The sequence below is a fragment of the Gammaproteobacteria bacterium genome (assembly GCA_034522055.1).
Classification (GTDB): Bacteria; Pseudomonadota; Gammaproteobacteria; order JAABTG01; family JAABTG01; genus JAABTG01.
Genome location: JAXHLS010000002.1, coordinates 1,207,190 through 1,223,289 on the forward strand (window position 1 = coordinate 1,207,190; position 16,100 = coordinate 1,223,289).

The 16,100-nt window shown below is 63.8% G+C and carries 17 protein-coding genes; 9 read left to right on the forward strand and 8 right to left on the reverse strand.

What is annotated here, in order from left to right:
- Nucleotides 1-35: 35 nt before the first annotated feature.
- Together purM and purN are read left to right on the forward strand one after the other, a co-directional pair.
- Nucleotides 36-1,082: a phosphoribosylformylglycinamidine cyclo-ligase gene (gene purM, locus U5S82_05860; protein ID MDZ7751178.1), complete on the forward strand. Its 1,047-nt coding sequence runs from the start codon at nt 36-38 to the stop codon at nt 1,080-1,082.
- Between the two features lie 81 nt (nt 1,083-1,163).
- Nucleotides 1,164-1,796, forward strand: coding sequence for a phosphoribosylglycinamide formyltransferase (purN, locus tag U5S82_05865; GenBank protein ID MDZ7751179.1), 633 nt, complete (start codon nt 1,164-1,166; stop codon nt 1,794-1,796).
- Between the two features lie 4 nt (nt 1,797-1,800).
- Here purN and U5S82_05870 read toward each other — a convergent pair whose 3' ends face one another.
- A complete protein-coding gene (locus tag U5S82_05870; GenBank protein ID MDZ7751180.1) occupies nt 1,801-2,568 on the reverse strand; it encodes an RNA methyltransferase in 768 nt (255 codons plus the stop codon).
- 915 nt (nt 2,569-3,483) lie between these two features.
- Here U5S82_05870 and U5S82_05875 point away from each other — a divergent pair.
- The 7 genes from U5S82_05875 (at nt 3,484) to rfbC (ending at nt 8,901) form a co-directional block, all read left to right on the forward strand.
- Complete coding sequence (locus U5S82_05875; protein MDZ7751181.1) at nt 3,484-4,275, forward strand: inositol monophosphatase family protein; 792 nt, start codon at nt 3,484-3,486, stop codon at nt 4,273-4,275.
- Nucleotides 4,276-4,358: 83 nt separating this feature from the next.
- Nucleotides 4,359-4,913 carry a Uma2 family endonuclease gene (locus tag U5S82_05880; GenBank protein MDZ7751182.1) on the forward strand — a complete coding sequence of 185 codons (555 nt, stop codon included), beginning with the start codon at nt 4,359-4,361 and terminating at the stop codon, nt 4,911-4,913.
- Nucleotides 4,897-5,079 (forward strand): hypothetical protein, encoded by a 183-nt coding sequence (locus tag U5S82_05885; protein ID MDZ7751183.1) that lies wholly within the window; start codon nt 4,897-4,899, stop codon nt 5,077-5,079. Before U5S82_05880 ends, U5S82_05885 begins: the two co-directional genes overlap by 17 nt.
- Before the next feature lie 222 nt (nt 5,080-5,301).
- Nucleotides 5,302-6,066: a glucose-1-phosphate cytidylyltransferase gene (gene rfbF, locus U5S82_05890; GenBank protein ID MDZ7751184.1), complete on the forward strand. Its 765-nt coding sequence runs from the start codon at nt 5,302-5,304 to the stop codon at nt 6,064-6,066.
- Nucleotides 6,066-7,145 carry a CDP-glucose 4,6-dehydratase gene (gene rfbG / locus U5S82_05895; protein MDZ7751185.1) on the forward strand — a complete coding sequence of 360 codons (1,080 nt, stop codon included), beginning with the start codon at nt 6,066-6,068 and terminating at the stop codon, nt 7,143-7,145. The genes rfbF and rfbG overlap by 1 nt, the downstream gene beginning before the upstream one ends.
- A complete protein-coding gene (locus tag U5S82_05900; GenBank protein MDZ7751186.1) occupies nt 7,142-8,380 on the forward strand; it encodes a class I SAM-dependent methyltransferase in 1,239 nt (412 codons plus the stop codon). Before rfbG ends, U5S82_05900 begins: the two co-directional genes overlap by 4 nt.
- Nucleotides 8,377-8,901, forward strand: coding sequence for a dTDP-4-dehydrorhamnose 3,5-epimerase (gene rfbC / locus U5S82_05905; protein ID MDZ7751187.1), 525 nt, complete (start codon nt 8,377-8,379; stop codon nt 8,899-8,901). Before U5S82_05900 ends, rfbC begins: the two co-directional genes overlap by 4 nt.
- Nucleotides 8,902-8,965: 64 nt before the next feature.
- Here the strand turns inward: rfbC and U5S82_05910 are convergent, their stop codons facing one another.
- From U5S82_05910 to U5S82_05940, 7 genes are all read right to left on the reverse strand, one after another.
- Nucleotides 8,966-9,622 (reverse strand): cephalosporin hydroxylase family protein, encoded by a 657-nt coding sequence (locus U5S82_05910; protein ID MDZ7751188.1) that lies wholly within the window; start codon nt 9,620-9,622, stop codon nt 8,966-8,968.
- Between the two features lie 165 nt (nt 9,623-9,787).
- Nucleotides 9,788-10,621 (reverse strand): NAD(P)-dependent oxidoreductase, encoded by an 834-nt coding sequence (locus U5S82_05915; protein MDZ7751189.1) that lies wholly within the window; start codon nt 10,619-10,621, stop codon nt 9,788-9,790.
- Between the two features lie 143 nt (nt 10,622-10,764).
- Nucleotides 10,765-11,739 carry a hypothetical protein gene (locus U5S82_05920; GenBank protein ID MDZ7751190.1) on the reverse strand — a complete coding sequence of 325 codons (975 nt, stop codon included), beginning with the start codon at nt 11,737-11,739 and terminating at the stop codon, nt 10,765-10,767.
- Nucleotides 11,724-12,656 (reverse strand): glycosyltransferase family 2 protein, encoded by a 933-nt coding sequence (locus U5S82_05925; GenBank protein MDZ7751191.1) that lies wholly within the window; start codon nt 12,654-12,656, stop codon nt 11,724-11,726. Before U5S82_05925 ends, U5S82_05920 begins: the two co-directional genes overlap by 16 nt.
- Before the next feature lie 2 nt (nt 12,657-12,658).
- Nucleotides 12,659-13,525 carry a glycosyltransferase family 2 protein gene (locus U5S82_05930; GenBank protein MDZ7751192.1) on the reverse strand — a complete coding sequence of 289 codons (867 nt, stop codon included), beginning with the start codon at nt 13,523-13,525 and terminating at the stop codon, nt 12,659-12,661.
- The gene (locus U5S82_05935) at nt 13,522-15,444 is read right to left on the reverse strand and encodes a hypothetical protein (protein ID MDZ7751193.1); all 1,923 of its coding nucleotides are present in this window, start codon (nt 15,442-15,444) and stop codon (nt 13,522-13,524) included. Before U5S82_05935 ends, U5S82_05930 begins: the two co-directional genes overlap by 4 nt.
- Before the next feature lie 106 nt (nt 15,445-15,550).
- Nucleotides 15,551-15,970, reverse strand: coding sequence for a pilin (locus U5S82_05940; protein ID MDZ7751194.1), 420 nt, complete (start codon nt 15,968-15,970; stop codon nt 15,551-15,553).
- Nucleotides 15,971-16,100: the final 130 nt, after the last annotated feature.

A 16,100-nucleotide genomic window follows, 5' to 3' on the forward strand; every position in this document is an offset into this window, starting at 1 on the left:
TCCCACCGCCCCCCGGGTGGCATACCATTTCGGCCATGAACGAAGACCCCAAACGACCCCTATCCTACAAAGACGCGGGCGTGGACATCGACGCCGGCAACCGTTTCGTGGAGCAGGTCAAGACCCTGGCGGCGACCACCCGCACGCCCGGTGCCATCGGCGGTCTGGGGGGCTTCGGTGCCTTGTTCGAATTGCCCCTGGACCGCTACCGGCACCCCGTGCTGGTCTCCGGCACCGATGGCGTGGGTACCAAGCTGCGGCTCGCCATCGATGCCGGACGCCACGACACCGTGGGTATCGACCTGGTGGCCATGTGTGCCAACGACCTCGTGGTCCAGGGGGCGGAACCCCTGTTCTTCCTCGACTACTTCGCCACCGGCCGTCTCGACCCGGACACCAGCGTAGATGTGGTCCGGGGCATCGCCGAGGGCTGCCGCCAGGCCGGCATGGCCCTGGTGGGGGGCGAGACCGCCGAGATGCCGGGCATGTATACGCCCCCCGACTACGACCTCGCCGGTTTCTGCGTCGGCATCGTGGAAAAGGACCGCATCATCGACGGCTCCCGAGTACGACCCGGGGACGCCATCCTGGCCCTGGCCTCCAGCGGCCCCCATTCCAACGGCTACTCCCTGATCCGCAAGGTGCTGGAGCAGGCCCACGTGGACCTGGCCCGGCGTATCGGCGGTGTCCCCCTCATCGACGCCCTGCTGGCGCCGACCCGCATCTACGTGCGCCCGTTGCTGGAACTCATCGCACGGGTCCCGGTCCACGGCATCGCCCACATCACCGGCGGCGGCCTGGTGGAGAACATCCCGCGGGTGCTGCCCGCCGGCACCGCCGCCGACCTCGCCGTCGAATCCTGGGAATGGCCGGAGATCTTCGGCTGGCTCCAGGACCAGGGCAATATCGAGCCCGGGGAGATGCTGCGCACCTTCAACTGCGGCGTCGGCATGGTGATCATGGTGGCGGAGAACGAGGTCGGGCACGCCCTGGAGAGTCTGCGCGGGGCCGGGGAGACCGCCTGGCAGGCCGGCACCATCAGCGCATCCCCGGAGACCACACCGCGGGTGAACTTTGTCTGAGCGCCCCGCGGGGAAGGCCCGGCCCGACGACGGCCGGCGGGGCGCCATGCCGGCCCGCGGGTGACAGCGCCGTCCTGCGCCATGGTGGTGCTGGTGAGCGGCAGGGGGAGCAATCTCCAGGCCCTCATGGACGCCGTCCAGGACGGCACCATCCCGGGCCGTATCGCCGCCGTCATCGGCAACCGCCCCGGGGCTTACGCCCTGGAGCGGGCCCGCCGGGCCGGCATCCCGTGCCGCCTGCTGGACCACCGGGGCTTCCCCTCCCGCGAGGCCTTCGACCGCGCCCTGGCGGCACTGATGGACGAATACGGCCCCCACCTGGTGGTCATGGCCGGCTTCATGCGCGTCCTCACGCCGGCTTTCATCGCCCATTTTCGCGGCCGCATGCTGAACATCCACCCGTCCCTGCTGCCGGCATTCCCGGGCCTCCATACCCACGAGCGCGCCATCGCCGCCGGCGTGGCGGAGCACGGCGCCACGGTGCACTTCGTCACCGAGGAGGTGGACGGCGGCCCGGCGGTGGTGCAGGCGCGGGTGCCCGTGGAACCGGACGACACCCCGGAGGCCCTGGCGGCGCGGGTGCTGGAGCAGGAGCACCGCATCTTCCCCGCCGCCGTGGCCTGGTTCTGCAGCGGCCGCCTGCGTCTGGCCGACGGCCTGCCCCTGCTGGACGGCCGCCCCCTGGCGCAACCCCTGCAGGGCACGACGGACTGAACGGCTACCCTTCCCTCTTCGCCCCCTGGCGCAATTTGCGCTCCACGGCGGCCAGCAGACCCCTGACGATCTGCACCTCCGTGCGCTCTAGGCGCGCCCTGTTGAACAAGCGGCTCAGCCGGCGCATGAGCAGGCGCGGGGATTCGGGGTCCAGGAACCCCACCGCCGTGGCCACCCCCCTCAGGTGCTCCAGCATGCCGTTCACCTCGTCCACCGTGGCCTCGATGCGCGGAACCTGCCCGGCAGCGGGCGACAACCGCCCCTCAGCGGACTGCCGGAACAGCTCGTAGCACAGGATCTGCGCCGCGGCGGCGAGGTTGAGGGAGCTGTACTCCGGGTTGGCCGGGATCCGCACCAGCATGTTGCAGCGCTCCACCTCCTCGTTGGTGAGCCCGGAGTGCTCGCGGCCGAACAGCAGGGCCACGGGCCCGCTCTTGCGCTCCTCCAGCAAGCGCCCCGCCCCCGCGGCGGCATCCGCCAGCGGCCACGACAGGTGCCGCCGGCGCGCCGTGGTACCGGCCACGAAGACACAGCCCGCCAGGGCCTCGTCCAACGTCTCGACGACAGGCGCGGCGGCGAGGATGTCATCGGCCCCCGAGGCCCTGGCAGTGGCCTCGGCGGAAGGGTAGCGGGCAGGGTTGATCAGCACCAGATCCCTCACGGCCATGGTCTTCATGGCCCGGGCCACCGCGCCCACGTTGCCGGGATGGCTGGGCTCCACCAGCACCACCCGTACCCCCGCCAGCCCCCGGGGTTCTTCATTTGAACTCATGCGCAAAATCTCTGGGTGAATGTTTTGCTCGCCGTGAACGCAAGTATATGATGCACGTGCACAAAAGGTAGCGGCGTGGCGCACCTTCGGGTTGGTTTTTCCGCAACGAACCATAAACTCTCGCCAAGACAAGTAGGTCGGGCTGTAGGTCGGGCTTCAGCCCGACAGCCCGCCGGTGGGGATTCCGACCCGGCGCGGGGTGCATGGGGCGGGGCGGATATCGGGATGAATCCCGACCTACATCCGTGGCGCTGGAACGGGCGGTGGCGGTGTATCTGGCTGGGATGTCGGGATGAATCCCGACCTACATTCGTGCCCTGTAGGTCAGCCTGTAGGTCGGGTGGTCGGCCTGACTGTAGGTCGGGCTTCAGCCCGACACCCAACGCTGGCGGGTGGCGTGAGCGCAACATTTACCCACAGATTTTGCGGAGGAGCCGTTTTGGCTCGTCCGCAGAATCTGTGGGTAAATATTTCGCTCGCGGTGAGCAGGCTGTCGAGCTGAAGCCCGATCTACACAGCCCCCCCACCGCCCATTCCTTTGGCACGAATGCAGGTCGGGATTCATCCCGACATTCAAAACCCGCCGGGCACACCATAGGCCGGGCCGGAATCACCCGCGGGCTGTCGGGCTGAAGCCCGACCTACAGCCCGACCTACACAGCCCCCCCACCGCCCATTCCTTTGGCACGAATGCAGGTCGGGATTCATCCCGACAATAAAACAGGTTCCTTGGCGTTCTTGGCGTTCTTGGCGAGAGGAAATTCTCCTCTTCTACACCCACGAATTTCGTCAAAATCCGGATCGGACCCGCGGGAAGCCTGATAAATTCGGTTCTGTCATGATCGAACGGGTCTTACCCCGGCATGGACTCCCATCTAGAATACCCCCTCAATCCAACGCGAACCTCCCCCAGTCATGCAAGCAATGCTGAACATCGCAGTCCGGGCCGCCAGGCGGGCCGGCGACATCATCGTCCGTCACTACGACCGAGTCGATAGCCTCAAGGTCGAGTCCAAGAGTTACAACGAGTTCGTCTCGGAGGTGGACCGGCAGGCGGAGGCGGCCATCATCGACGTCATCGCCCGCGCCTACCCCGGGCATGCCTTTCTCGCCGAGGAGAGCGGCGAGACCGGCGAGAGCGAATTCGTGTGGATCATCGACCCCCTGGACGGCACCACCAATTTCCTCCACGGCTTCCCGGTGTTCTCCGTGTCCATCGCGCTGCAGGTGAAGGGCCGGCTGGAGGTGGGGGTGGTATACGACCCCATGCGCCAGGAACTCTTCAAGGGCCTGCGGGGCTCCGGCGCCACCCTCAACGACCACAAGATCCGCGTCAGCCGGCAAACCAAGCTGGAGGGTGCCCTGCTGGGCACCGGCTTCCCCTACCGCGACCTCGAGCATCTCGACCGTTACCTGGCCATATTCCGGGAACTCATGCAGACGACGGCGGGGATCCGGCGCCCCGGCTCCGCGGCCCTGGACCTCGCCAGTGTGGCCTGCGGGCGCCTGGACGGCTTCTGGGAGTATGGCCTCAAGCCCTGGGACCTGGCGGCCGGCGCCCTGCTGATCCAGGAGGCCGGCGGCTTCGTGGGGAGCATGGACGGCCGCGGCGATCCCCTCGACACCGGCGACATCGTGGCCGGCGGCGAGCGGGTGTACACCGCCCTGCGCGGCGTCATCGCCGACCACTGGGGGTCCGGCGCGTAGCCTCCGCCTGGACGGCCCGCGACGCTGCCGTCCCGGCCCTTTGGGTGTAAGCTTTGTAACGGCTCCAAACCCGGGATGACGCGATGAAGCAGGCCCCCAGTCTCCACATCTCCACCGAGGAATACCTGACGCGGGAACTCACCAGCCCGCTGCGCCACGAATACGTGGCCGGCACCATCCATGCCATGGCCGGCGCCGGCCGGCGCCACAATCTGATTGCCGGCAACATCTCCTCACGACTACGCCAGGCGGCGCGCGGTGGCCCCTGCCGGGTGTTCATATCGGGCATGAAGGTACGGGTGCCGGCCGGCGATGCCTTCTACTACCCGGATGTCGCCGCCGCCTGCGACCCCGCCGACACCCAGGAGTTCTACCTCGAAGCGCCCTGCCTCATCGTGGAAGTCCTGTCACCGGCCACCGAGGCCATCGACCGCCGGGAGAAACTCCACGCCTATCGCACCCTCCCCCGGCTCACGGAGTACGTACTGGTCTCCCAGGAGGCACGCCACATCGAGATCCACCGCCGCGAGCCGGCCGGCGACTGGATCCTGATCCTGCTGGAAGAGAATGACCCCGTGGAACTCCGCTGCCTCGATGTCACCCTCACCATGGACGAGGTCTATGAGGACGCTTTGTGACGCTGATGTCGCCGAGCCGAGGCGCAGATCAGCGTCACCATCATCCGCGCGTACCCCCCGCGCGTACCCCGGCCACGCCTTTCTCGCCAGCGGCGACGGCATCACTGGCTCGCCCAAGGTCTTCGAGCAGATGAAGCGGGTCATCGGCGCCCTGCCCGCCGGCTGACTTTTCGTTCCCAGCAGACGTAGAATTGTGACTTGTCTGGCTCTGAGTCATTCAAGCATCGGCCCGGTGCGACGCTAAGTTCGATGTCCGCCACGGTGCCCACCGCCGGCCTCCGTGTCCCCATCGACCCGACGTAGTGCTCAGCGTCCCGGTGGGAGCAGGGGGCTTGTAGAAACCAAAGACCATCGACCGAGAGCCATCGCGCGGAGTCTATTTTCGGAAATGAAAGTCGTCATCCTCGCGGGAGGCTACGGAACGCGGTTGTCTGAAGAGACCGCCACCATTCCCAAGCCGATGATCGAGATCGGCGGGCGCCCCCTGCTATGGCACCTGATGAAGCTTGTCTCGGCCCGGGGTTTCAACGAGTTCATCGTCGCCCTCGGCTACAAGGGCCATGTGATCAAAAAGTACTTCCTGGAGTACCCGCGGCTGCAATCCGACCTCCACATCGACATCGCCAGCGGTGCGGTGAACGCCGACCGCACGTCCCACGAGGACTGGACCGTCGACCTCGTGGATACTGGCACGGCGTCAATGACCGGCGGGCGCCTCAAGCGCCTGCGCCACCTGCTGAACGACACCTTCATCCTCACCTATGGCGACGGTCTGTCAAACATCCCCATCGACCGCCTTGTGGAATTCCACCGCTGCCATGGCCGGCTGGCCACCGTCACCGCCGTGCGCCCACCGTCGCGCTTCGGTGTGCTGCGGCTCGAAGGCGAGCGGGTCACCACCTTCAACGAAAAGACCGACTACCCTGGCACCCTGATCAACGGCGGCTACTTCGTGCTCGAGCCCGAGGTCATCGACTATATCGAGGGTGACCAGACGGTGTGGGAACGAGCCCCCTGCGAGCGCCTCGCCAGCGAGGGCCAGTTGATGGCATACCGCCACGACGGTTATTGGCAGTGCGTGGACACCCTCCACGAGCTGCGGCTGCTGCGCGAGACCTGGGACGGCGGCGGTGCCCCCTGGAAGGTGTGGTAGTGACACCGGGCTTCTGGAACGGCAAGCGGGTGCTCGTCACCGGTCACACCGGCTTCAAGGGTGGCTGGCTGTCGCTGTGGCTATCGCGCCTGGGCGCGCGGGTCACGGGTTACGCCCTGGCCCCGCCCACCGAGCCCTCGCTGTTCGTGGCCGCCGGGGTAGCCGAGGGCATCGTTTCCATGGAGGGAGATATCCGTGACTACGGTGCCCTGGCGGCCTGCTTCGCGGAGGCCCGCCCCGAGGTGGTGTTCCACCTAGCGGCGCAACCCCTGGTCAGGGCGTCCTATGATGATCCCGTGGAAACCTTCGAGACCAACGTGCTCGGCACAGTCCATGTCCTCGAGGCCGCGCGCCATGCACTCAACCTCAGGGTGGTGATCAACGTCACCAGCGACAAGTGCTACGAGAACCAGGAATGGCCCTGGGGCTACCGTGAGAGCGACCGGCTGGGCGGCAAGGACCCCTATTCCGGCAGCAAGGCCTGCGCCGAGATGGTGGCCAGTGTGTATGCCAACTCCTTCTTTGATCGCGGCCGGACGGCCGGCCCTGTTACGCTAGCCTCGGTGCGCGCCGGCAACGTCCTCGGTGGCGGCGACTGGGGCGCGGACCGGCTGCTGCCCGACCTGGCCCGGGTGCTGGCGGCGGGTGGGCGCCCACTCATCCGCAACCCCGATTCCATCCGGCCATGGCAGCACGTGCTTGACCCCCTGGCCGGCTACCTTGCCCTCGCCGAGGCCCTGTGGACGGGGGGCCGGGACTACGCCGGCCCGTGGAACTTCGGTCCCGCCGTCGACGACGCCCGGCCCGTGCGCTGGCTGGCCGACGGCTTCTGCGATGCCTGGGGCGATGCCGCGCACTGGCTGGATGCCCGCGAGGACGACGCCCCGCCCGAGGCCAGGGTACTCAAGCTGGACTGCAGCCGGGCCCGCTCCCTGCTGGGCTGGGCCCCGCGTCTGCCCCTGGCCGACGCCCTCGGCTGGACCGTGGAGTGGTACCGGGACTTCTACGCCGGCAAGGACATGGTCACCCGCACCCTGGCCCAGATCGAGCGCTACGCCACCCTCGGCGAAGCCCCATGAGCAGCCCCCTGACCTGCCGCGCCTGTGGCGAGCCCCTGGAAGTGTCCTTCGCCGACCTCGGCATGTCACCACTATCCAACGCCTATCTCCGCGAGCAGGACCTGGGCAGGATGGAGGCTTTCTTTCCCCTCCACGCCCGGGTGTGTAGCCACTGCCTGCTGGTGCAGGTGGAGGAGCTGGTGGCGCCGGCGGACATCTTCGGCGATTACAGTTACTTTTCTTCCTACTCCGAATCCTGGCTCACCCACTGCCGAGACTACGCCGCCACGGTCATCGAACGCCTCGGCCTCGACGGCGGCTCCCTGGTGCTCGAGCTGGCCAGCAACGACGGCTACCTGCTGGAGAGCTTCCGAGCCGCCGGCATCCCCTGCCTCGGGGTAGAGCCGGCCGTCAACGTGGCGGCGGTGGCGCGGGCAAGGGGCATCGAAACTGTGAGCGCGTTCTTCGGCACCGACCTCGCCCGGCGCCTCGCCGCGGAGCGGGGCCGGGCACGGCTGGTCATCGCCAACAACGTGCTGGCCCACGTCCCCGATCTCAATGACTTTGTGGCCGGCATCGGGCTCGTGCTAGCACCCGGTGGCACCGCCACCCTCGAGTTCCCCCACCTGCTGCGGCTCATCGAGGGCAACCAGTTCGACACCATCTACCATGAGCACTTTTCCTATTTCTCGCTGCTCACGGTGCGCACGGTGTTCGAGCACCACGGGCTGCAGGTCTACCACGTGGAGGAACTCCCCACCCACGGCGGCTCACTCAGGCTCTACGTCTGCCACCGCGACGACGCGGGCCACCCCGAGTCAGTGGCTGTGGCGCGGGTGATGGCCTCCGAGCGGGTCTTCGGCCTCCACCAGCTCGACGTCTACCGCGCCTTCGCCGAGCGGGTGAAGCGCACCAAACGCGACATACTCGCGTTCCTCATCGAGGCCCGGAACGAAGGCCGGCGCATCGCTGCCTACGGTGCCCCGGCGAAGGGCAACACCCTGCTCAACTACTGCGGCATCCGCACCGACTTCATAGACTTCACCGTAGACCGCAGTCCCCACAAGCAGGGCCGCTATCTGCCCGGCACCCACATCCCGGTCCACGCCCCGGAGGTGATCGCCCGCGAGCGGCCAGACGACCTGTTCATCCTGCCATGGAACCTGAGGGACGAGATCATCGACCAGATGGGCTTCATCCGCGACTGGGGCGGGCGCTTCGTGGTGCCCATTCCCACTCCGGAGGTGGTGGCGTGAGGTTCGTGGAGACCGCCATCCCCGGGGCCTACGTGGTGGAGGCCGAGGCCACCGCCGATGACCGCGGCGCCTTCTTCAGGATCTGGTGCTACGACGAACTCATCGCCACCGGCCTCGACGCCGCCCTGGCCCAGTGCAGCATCTCCACCAACCGGCGGCGCGGCACCCTGCGGGGCATGCACTACCAGGCCGCGCCCCACGAGGAGGTGAAGCTGGTGCGCTGCATCCGCGGCCGCATCTTCGACGTCATCGTCGACCTGCGCCCCGATTCGCCAACCCACCGCCAGTGGCTGGGGCTTGAGCTGTCGGCGGAAAACCGGAGCGCCCTCTACGTGCCGGCGGGCTGCTCTCACGGCTTCCAAACCCTGGAGGACGACAGCGAGGTGCTCTACCACATTTCTAGGTCCTATGCCCCGGACCACCAGCGAGGGCATCACTATGACGACCGAAAGCTCAAGATTGCTTGGCCGATGACCCCTACGGTGGTTTCCGAAAAAGACCGGGCGCTCCTCCAACTCTGACCCTTCGTCCTCGCTCGCCTTTCCGAACTTCGATCGCCCTGCCTATCCAGCGTTTTCTAACAAGCTATCGGACCCTCTTGAGATATCCTTCGGGTGCAGCACTGATAAGAAGCCGGTAATCCATATCTCGGTCGACTTCAAATTCGGGATGCGCCGCAAGATATTCATGGACAGCAGTCATGGGATTGTTGCCCTTTCCCCATGGACGGTCCGCGGGACAGCACTCCGGCGTCTCTTCCACAATCGTATCGAACACCACGCAGTAGCTACCTACCGAGGTGAGCGGTGCATACGCCTTGAGTTCAGCCAACACGTGCTCGTGGGTGTGGTTGCTGTCGAGACATACGAGGACCGTTTGTTTTCCCTCCGCCTCGCCCCTGACCTTCTCTATCACCTCGGGATCGACGCTGGAGCCCTCAATCATCGATATACGGTTAAACATGGGATGTGCCTCGATGGCCGCTCGGTTGTGACCTCTTATATCTATATCGACACCTATTACCCTGGCATCTTGGGATCCGCCACAGGTCGCATTTAGCGCCAACATTGACGCGTAAAAGACCAATGAGCCTCCATGCGCAATGCCTGACTCTATGATCACGTCGGGCTGTACCGACCATATTATCTGCTGCATCGCGATGAGGTCCTGGGGATATTGAATAACTGGGCGACCAAGCCAGGAAAAATTATAGGAGTACTTCGCAAAGAGGGAGGCCTTCATAAACTCATCGGCGCACCCACGAAGTTCGGCGTTCCTGCCGTTCGCCGCAATCTGGCCACTCACTTCCGCTTCAAAGGTCTTCATAGTCCACCGTTACATGTTGTTGGCCGAACTCGCGCCGGGCGGTTCGTGCAGACCCAGAACGACTCTTGCATCTGGAATTTCTCAGCGAGCAAGCAGCCGATCGAGCTTCGAGCGATCACCCCAGAACGCCATAGCCTCGTAATCCGGATACGGGTAATAGCCAAGATTGGGTGCTATAGCCCAACGATGCTCATCGATCCACCCTTCCACCAGCTTACGAATCGAGATAGGCTTTCCAGAGCAGACGTTCACTACACCCGCATCCACCGGTGTCAGTGCAAGAGAAACCAGGTGTGCCGCGGCCTTACCGACCGGAAGAAAATCACGCAGCTGTTCCCCACCTGACATGTTGAATACCCGATTACCCTTTTCAGCCGCTCGGCGAAGCTGAGAATAGAGTGAACTCTCAGCCTGCCCTTCTCCGTACAGGTAAAACAGGCGAGCCCAAACCAGACGGAAGGACCGTGCCTCCCTAAGGAATTCCAGCTGGCGCCTGAGCGCGTCTTTCGCGAAGCCGTAGGCCGTGGTCGGATGCGAAGCGGCGACCTCACTCAGCGGCCCGGACCTTATGCCATATTCGAGACAGGTGCCGGCAACCACCAAGTGTTTCAGACCGCCATCAATGAGCGCCTTGAGAAAGGCATAGTGTGCCGGTAGTTCCACTTCGAAGTGATGAAGGGATTTATAGTTTGGTAGCCCGGACCACGCCAGATGAATAAGCACATCTGGGCACCCCAGTAGCTCGTATACACCCACCGGCACATCGTGCAAATCCAGACTTACGCCGCAGCCCTGCCCTGCTGGTAGCTTTCTCGCTTGTCTGGAAACAGCGAGGCTTTCGACCCCTCTGGCCTCAAGCTCTGTGACCACGTACCGGCCGACAAAGCCCGTCGCACCCGTTACCACAACTTTCATCGCAAGGCCCTCTCCGAACGTCGCCTACAGTTTGCGGACATCGGGGAAGCGCGCCAGCGGTGATAGGGGGCACCCTTCTAGGACTTGAACGACTTCCCCCGCCATCGACCCGCCTCCACCAACGGATTCTTGCATATCGACCGTCAGGAGGCTCTGCTGCCCTGCGTCTGCAGCGCCATCGCAGTAAGCCATGCCGCAATATCGGCGACGAGGGCAACCAGCCTGAAACCCGCGACGACGACCAATAAGCCCTGAAATGAAGTTTCATTGTCCAGCATACCGGCCAGGCTTGCCTCGAATACCCCCACCCCCTGCGGCGCGAAAAAAGCGAGATATCCTACCCCCCACGAGAACAAATAGCTTCCACCAAGATCCGCCACGGAGGTCTCCATCGACAGCGAAGGAAAGCCCGACATATACAGTAAGAAGGCCATCGTCGCCACGAGCCAGAACAGAACCACCGTCGCCACCACCTTAAGGTAAGGCAGCAGACGAATACCCGTCCCATCCGTCAGCACCAGTCGGTTGAGCCCAAGAGGCATGAGCAGAAGCAGCAATGTGGCACCCGATGCCCCCAAAAAGCCCGCTGCGCCCCATCCCTCCCAACCCCGGACAAGCCATAGCGCAGCACCACCGAGCAGGAAGGTTACTGAAATGGCCAGCGCCTGCTCCAGGAGGAACAGCACCGTTATATGCGGAACCTTGACGCCTTGCTCGTGAAAATGCAGCGATTTTGCGACCAGGTGCCATATTCCCCCGGGCAGATAACGGGCGGGTAGACGGCTGGCATGATTGATGAGGGCTAGCCGATAGCCAACCCTGGTGCCGCAGGCCCTCAAGGCCAACAGTGAGAAGACGGGACTGATGAAATGAAGGGAATACCATGCGAGGACAGCAAGGCAAAAGGTGGATACCGCCGCACCGGCTAACAACGTATCCAGCTCGTCCGAAGCACCCTTGGCGGCATAGGCAATGAACCCAACTGCCGCGACCAGGAAGCCCAACTTCAGATGGGAGAGCACACGCTTTAAAGCTGGCCCTCCATCGATGCGCAGTCCCACGCAGCCTGTTGATGCCTGGCCGTCTTTGGCGCGCCAGGCCTTCAATCGGCTTTCCATCTTCCCACCAGGTATCTGACCGGGAAAGAAGCACCGAGCGCGACCAATGCCGCCACCTTTACGGGCATACCGATATCCGATTTCAAAAGTACTCGAATGAGGTGTATCGGAAGCTTGGCCAGAGGAAGAACACGGTCCATACTCGACCTGGCTAGCGCATAGTCCGCACTTCGGTAACGCGCCATTCTCGCCTCATGGCTCTCGGCAGTCCTAACAATTCGGCGAAACACCCGCGACCGGGGTGAATGAATGAACGGACCTTTGAGGGCCAATCCACACAGCACCACCAGATCCCAGCCGATACATGCCGGAAGCTTGCCGAGTTCACGCACGGCAGAGAGGCGGATCAACCCGAATATCGGGTGCATATTGCCCCACAATACCGTGAAGAACCGCTCCACCGACCCAAGGTCCCGAGAGTCAGAATAGCCCGACTTGCAGCCGGGCGCCGTGCCGCCGTCGCCAATCCATTCCGTATCAGTGAATGCTATGACGGCATCCTTATCCCTCAGAATCCGCATGCACTCCGAGATATAGTTCTCCGCCCACAGATCGTGACCGGAAAGCCATGCAATATAATCGCCCTTGGCATGGTCGAGAACAAACTGATAGTTAAGAACGGCCCCCCGATTCTGCTCGTGTCGATAATAGGTAACGAAGTCATACTGCGCCGCATAGCGTTCCGCAATTTCTTGCGTACCATCGGTGGACGCGTTGTCCGTTATTATGACCTCCAGAGGGCGATAATCCTGCGCCACGATGCACCGTAGTGTCTGTTCGAGGAAACGTTCCTCGTTGCAGACCGGGACCCCTACGGTAACCATAGATGCCGAATCGGCGAAAGAGCTCTCGGTCTTTCGAGGAAACTGCGTCCGCGCGGGTGAACCGGGTTGAATGCCGCCTTCTATTTCGACCATAGCTATTTTACGCGATCCTGCTCTACATTCTTATAGTGCAGGCTGGAGATCTGCTCGGAGATGATGCCAATGAGGAAGATCAGCAGCGAGGAGATGAATAGCAGCGCTCCCATGTTGGTGAAGCGGCCCATGGTGAAGAAGGTATAGCCGTAATACACCAGGCCCAGGCCGAAGAATACGAAGCTGATGGGTAGAAACAGCCGCATGGGCGAGAACAGCGAGCCGATCTTGAGGATGATTACGAAGAACTTGACGCCGTCGTGAAGCAGCTTGATGTTGCTCTTGCCCTCACGTCGCCCTGCCTTGATGGGCACATACCCGACGGAGTGGCCCGCTCGGAAGAAGGCCATGGTGATCGTGGTCGGATAAGAGAATCCGTTGGGCAGGAGATAGAGGAAGCGTTTGAACAGATGTGCACGGACCGCCCGGAAGCCCGATGTAAGGTCGCTGATAGGGTGACCGGTCATGTAGGTAGCGACCCGGTTGTAAAAATAGTTGGCCATTCGGCGCCCGGTGGAAGCATGGGTACCGGCGGCACGCGCCCCCACCGCCATGTCGAAGCCCTCGTCCAGCTTGGCCAGCAGGCATGCAATGTCCGCCGGATCGTGCTGGCCATCAGCGTCCATGAACACCAGAACTTCGCCCCGGGCGGCTCGCGCCCCGGCCTTGATAGCGGCGCCGTTACCCATGGAGTATGGGTGTGACACTACCCGCGCGCCGTGGCCCGCCGCCACCGCCGCCGTGGCGTCGCTGGAGCCATCATCCACTACGATGACCTCGGCGTCGGGGTAGAACTCCACCACTCGTAGCAGCAACGCCGACAGTCCGGTCTCCTCGTTCTTGGCAGGAAGCACGATGGAAAGCTTCACTGCACCTCCCCGGCTGGCCGCTCCTGACGGCCCAGGGCACGTTGCAAGCGCCCCTCCAGCTCCTCGAATTGATCGAGACCGTAAGGTGACTGGCCCTCCCCCATCGTGGGCCTGCCATAGAACTCACCTTTAGCCTCCCGGAGGTGGGTCATGGCGAGCTCGTACTGCCCCTCGGAGGCTAGGATGGCGATCTGTGTCAGCGCGACGTCGGGATGGGGGTTAAGGTCGAGTGCGGTTACGAAATAGTCTCGGGCCTGAGCGTAGTTGCCTGCGTAGAGTTCCAGCAGGGCGAACAGGTGGAGCATCTCCTGCTGGCGAATATTGTAACCCTCGATGTTGGGGTTGCTCAGCGCCGCCCGCAGCATCGCCTGCATGCGTTCATAGGTCAGGGGCTCGCACTGGAAATCGCGGTTCACTCGCACCACTTGTTTGAAATTGCGGTAGAGGTATATCCGTTTGATTTGGTCGGTAATCCTCAAAAGCTCGATGGCGCGCTCGATCTGAGCTTCTTCCAGGTCGCCATCCTGGCAACCATAGCCAATACGTGCGAGGAGCAGGTGGATCTCATCCGGCAGCGCTTCGGTGCCCCGAATGATGAACTCCTTGGCCACGTCGGGACGGCCCAGCTTGTTGGCCTGCAGCGCACCCTCGCCGTAGTTGCGGCCCGAGGTGGGGTTATTCTCCGTCCACACGGCCATCAGCAGCAGCGGGTCGCCCCACAAACTGGCCCGCGCCCAGGTGACGCCGCTGTAGACTGCCAGCACCAGCAGCGGTGCCGCCAGCGCCACCCGGCCGTGGCGGCGCACCAGGGCCACCAGGCCGTAGCCGAGGGCGAAGAACAGGAATATCGAGGGCAGGTAATTGCGGTGCTCGAAGTACAGCTCGAGGGCAATGAAAGTGGACTCCATGAGATGACCAGCGAGGTAAAAGCCGATGGCCAGGGCGAGCACAGGCAGGCGCCGGCGCAGCAGCACCGTGGCCGCCGCCAGCGCCAAGACGAGGACCACCGCAGGGACCGTGGTCCACGGCTCGAGCAGACTTGTGGAGACCTGGAAATTCTCGTAGTGGAGGCCATTAGTGGAGGTGTGGGGCACAAGCAGCAGGTAGAGGTACTGCGCCACCACCCGTGCCTCGGTGAGCAGGCGCTCGCCCAGAGCGAAGTGGCGGATGTCGTAAATCCCGGACCACTTGGGGTAGAAAACCGCCACTGCCACCGCCAGAAGTACCACCGGCAGGTAGACATAGAGGCGCCGCCACCAGGCGAAGGCGGGCCCGGGAACGGCCTGCCGCCGGAACAGAATGTGCTCAAACAGCAGCAGGTAGAGGGGTACGAGGGCCGCGTTCTGCTTGGACAGGAACGCCACCACGGACAGGGCCGGCAGGGCCAGTATCAGCAGCAACCAGCCACGGCGGACACCCTGGCGGCGCTGGAGGTGACCGCGTCCCACCACGTAGGCCAGGAGGCCGAGGAGGATGAACAGCGCCGACAGGATGGTCATGCGCTGCACCACGTAAAGGGTCGTGGACACGAACAGCGGGTGCAGGGCCCAGGCCAGGCCCGCCACCACGGCGACCCAGGTGGCCGCCCGGTCGTCCAGCTCGAGGCTGCGGCCCACGCGCAGGAACAGCCACACCAGGACCAAGGCGGTCAGCAGGTGGAGCAGGACGTTGGTGTAGAGGAAAGGCTCCGGCTGAGATGGCCACGCATTGTCGTCAATAAGAAAGCTGAGATAGGCCGCCGGGCGAGTGACGCCGGTCAGGTATCTGAGTACCCCCTCGCTACCCGTGCGGATTTCGCCCAGGGCGTCCAGGTTGGAATAATCATCGAAAAGGAAGGCCCCGGACAAGCCCGGCGAGTATACCAGCCAGGTCAGCGCCAGGCCCAGGTAAAGAACGATTGTGGGTCGTAGGGAAACCATAATTCAGGTCAGAGGGGTGGCGAACAGAAGTCGAGAGACGGGCAAAAAAAACCGGCGCATCGCCTATGCGCCGGTTTTTTCCAGATACTGTGGCCGACTAGGAGAATCAGCGGCAGTTGGCCGGACGCCAAGCATCGCGCACATCGCCACCCGCACAGGTCCACGTGATAGAGCCACCCTGGTCGGAGGGGGTTAAGACCAGCGTGGACCCAGCGTCGACCTGGGTACGGTAGGTGATGGTGATCACCCCGTTTGCGCCGACGGCCACGGACTGCACGGCGTTGCCGGTAATCTGGGTGGAGGGGGCGACACCGGCCATGGTGTTGCTGCCCGGCCAACCGCCCATGGACTGGTAGTAGTCCGCCACGGCGTTCTTGGGGCTAGAGGCCAAGTTAAGGCCCTCCGTGACGTGAGCGCGTTTGGTGTAGTCCTGATACGCCGGGATGGCCACGGCGGCGAGGATGCCGATGATCGCCACGACGATCATGAGTTCGATGAGAGTGAAGCCCTGTTGCACGTTTTTCATATTCGCTATCTCCTTGGAGGATGGTTTCGATTCGCTCCGGCGCTGTCCGCCTTGCACGTAAATAGCGGCAACAACCATGCCATCCTTTAAGCCTTAAAGACTTTTCATATTTATCATGGGGTTATAGACA

Coding starts and splice junctions, on each gene's coding strand:
- purM (MDZ7751178.1), top strand. CDS start 36: ATGAACGAAGACCCCAAACGACCCCTATCCTACAAAGACGCGGGCGTG.
- purN (MDZ7751179.1), top strand. CDS start 1,164: ATGGTGGTGCTGGTGAGCGGCAGGGGGAGCAATCTCCAGGCCCTCATG.
- U5S82_05870 (MDZ7751180.1), bottom strand. CDS start 2,568: ATGAGTTCAAATGAAGAACCCCGGGGGCTGGCGGGGGTACGGGTGGTG.
- U5S82_05875 (MDZ7751181.1), top strand. CDS start 3,484: ATGCAAGCAATGCTGAACATCGCAGTCCGGGCCGCCAGGCGGGCCGGC.
- U5S82_05880 (MDZ7751182.1), top strand. CDS start 4,359: ATGAAGCAGGCCCCCAGTCTCCACATCTCCACCGAGGAATACCTGACG.
- U5S82_05885 (MDZ7751183.1), top strand. CDS start 4,897: ATGAGGACGCTTTGTGACGCTGATGTCGCCGAGCCGAGGCGCAGATCA.
- rfbF (MDZ7751184.1), top strand. CDS start 5,302: ATGAAAGTCGTCATCCTCGCGGGAGGCTACGGAACGCGGTTGTCTGAA.
- U5S82_05900 (MDZ7751186.1), top strand. CDS start 7,142: ATGAGCAGCCCCCTGACCTGCCGCGCCTGTGGCGAGCCCCTGGAAGTG.
- U5S82_05910 (MDZ7751188.1), bottom strand. CDS start 9,622: ATGAAGGCCTCCCTCTTTGCGAAGTACTCCTATAATTTTTCCTGGCTT.
- U5S82_05915 (MDZ7751189.1), bottom strand. CDS start 10,621: ATGAAAGTTGTGGTAACGGGTGCGACGGGCTTTGTCGGCCGGTACGTG.
- U5S82_05920 (MDZ7751190.1), bottom strand. CDS start 11,739: ATGGAAAGCCGATTGAAGGCCTGGCGCGCCAAAGACGGCCAGGCATCA.
- U5S82_05925 (MDZ7751191.1), bottom strand. CDS start 12,656: ATGGTCGAAATAGAAGGCGGCATTCAACCCGGTTCACCCGCGCGGACG.
- U5S82_05935 (MDZ7751193.1), bottom strand. CDS start 15,444: ATGGTTTCCCTACGACCCACAATCGTTCTTTACCTGGGCCTGGCGCTG.
- U5S82_05940 (MDZ7751194.1), bottom strand. CDS start 15,970: ATGAAAAACGTGCAACAGGGCTTCACTCTCATCGAACTCATGATCGTC.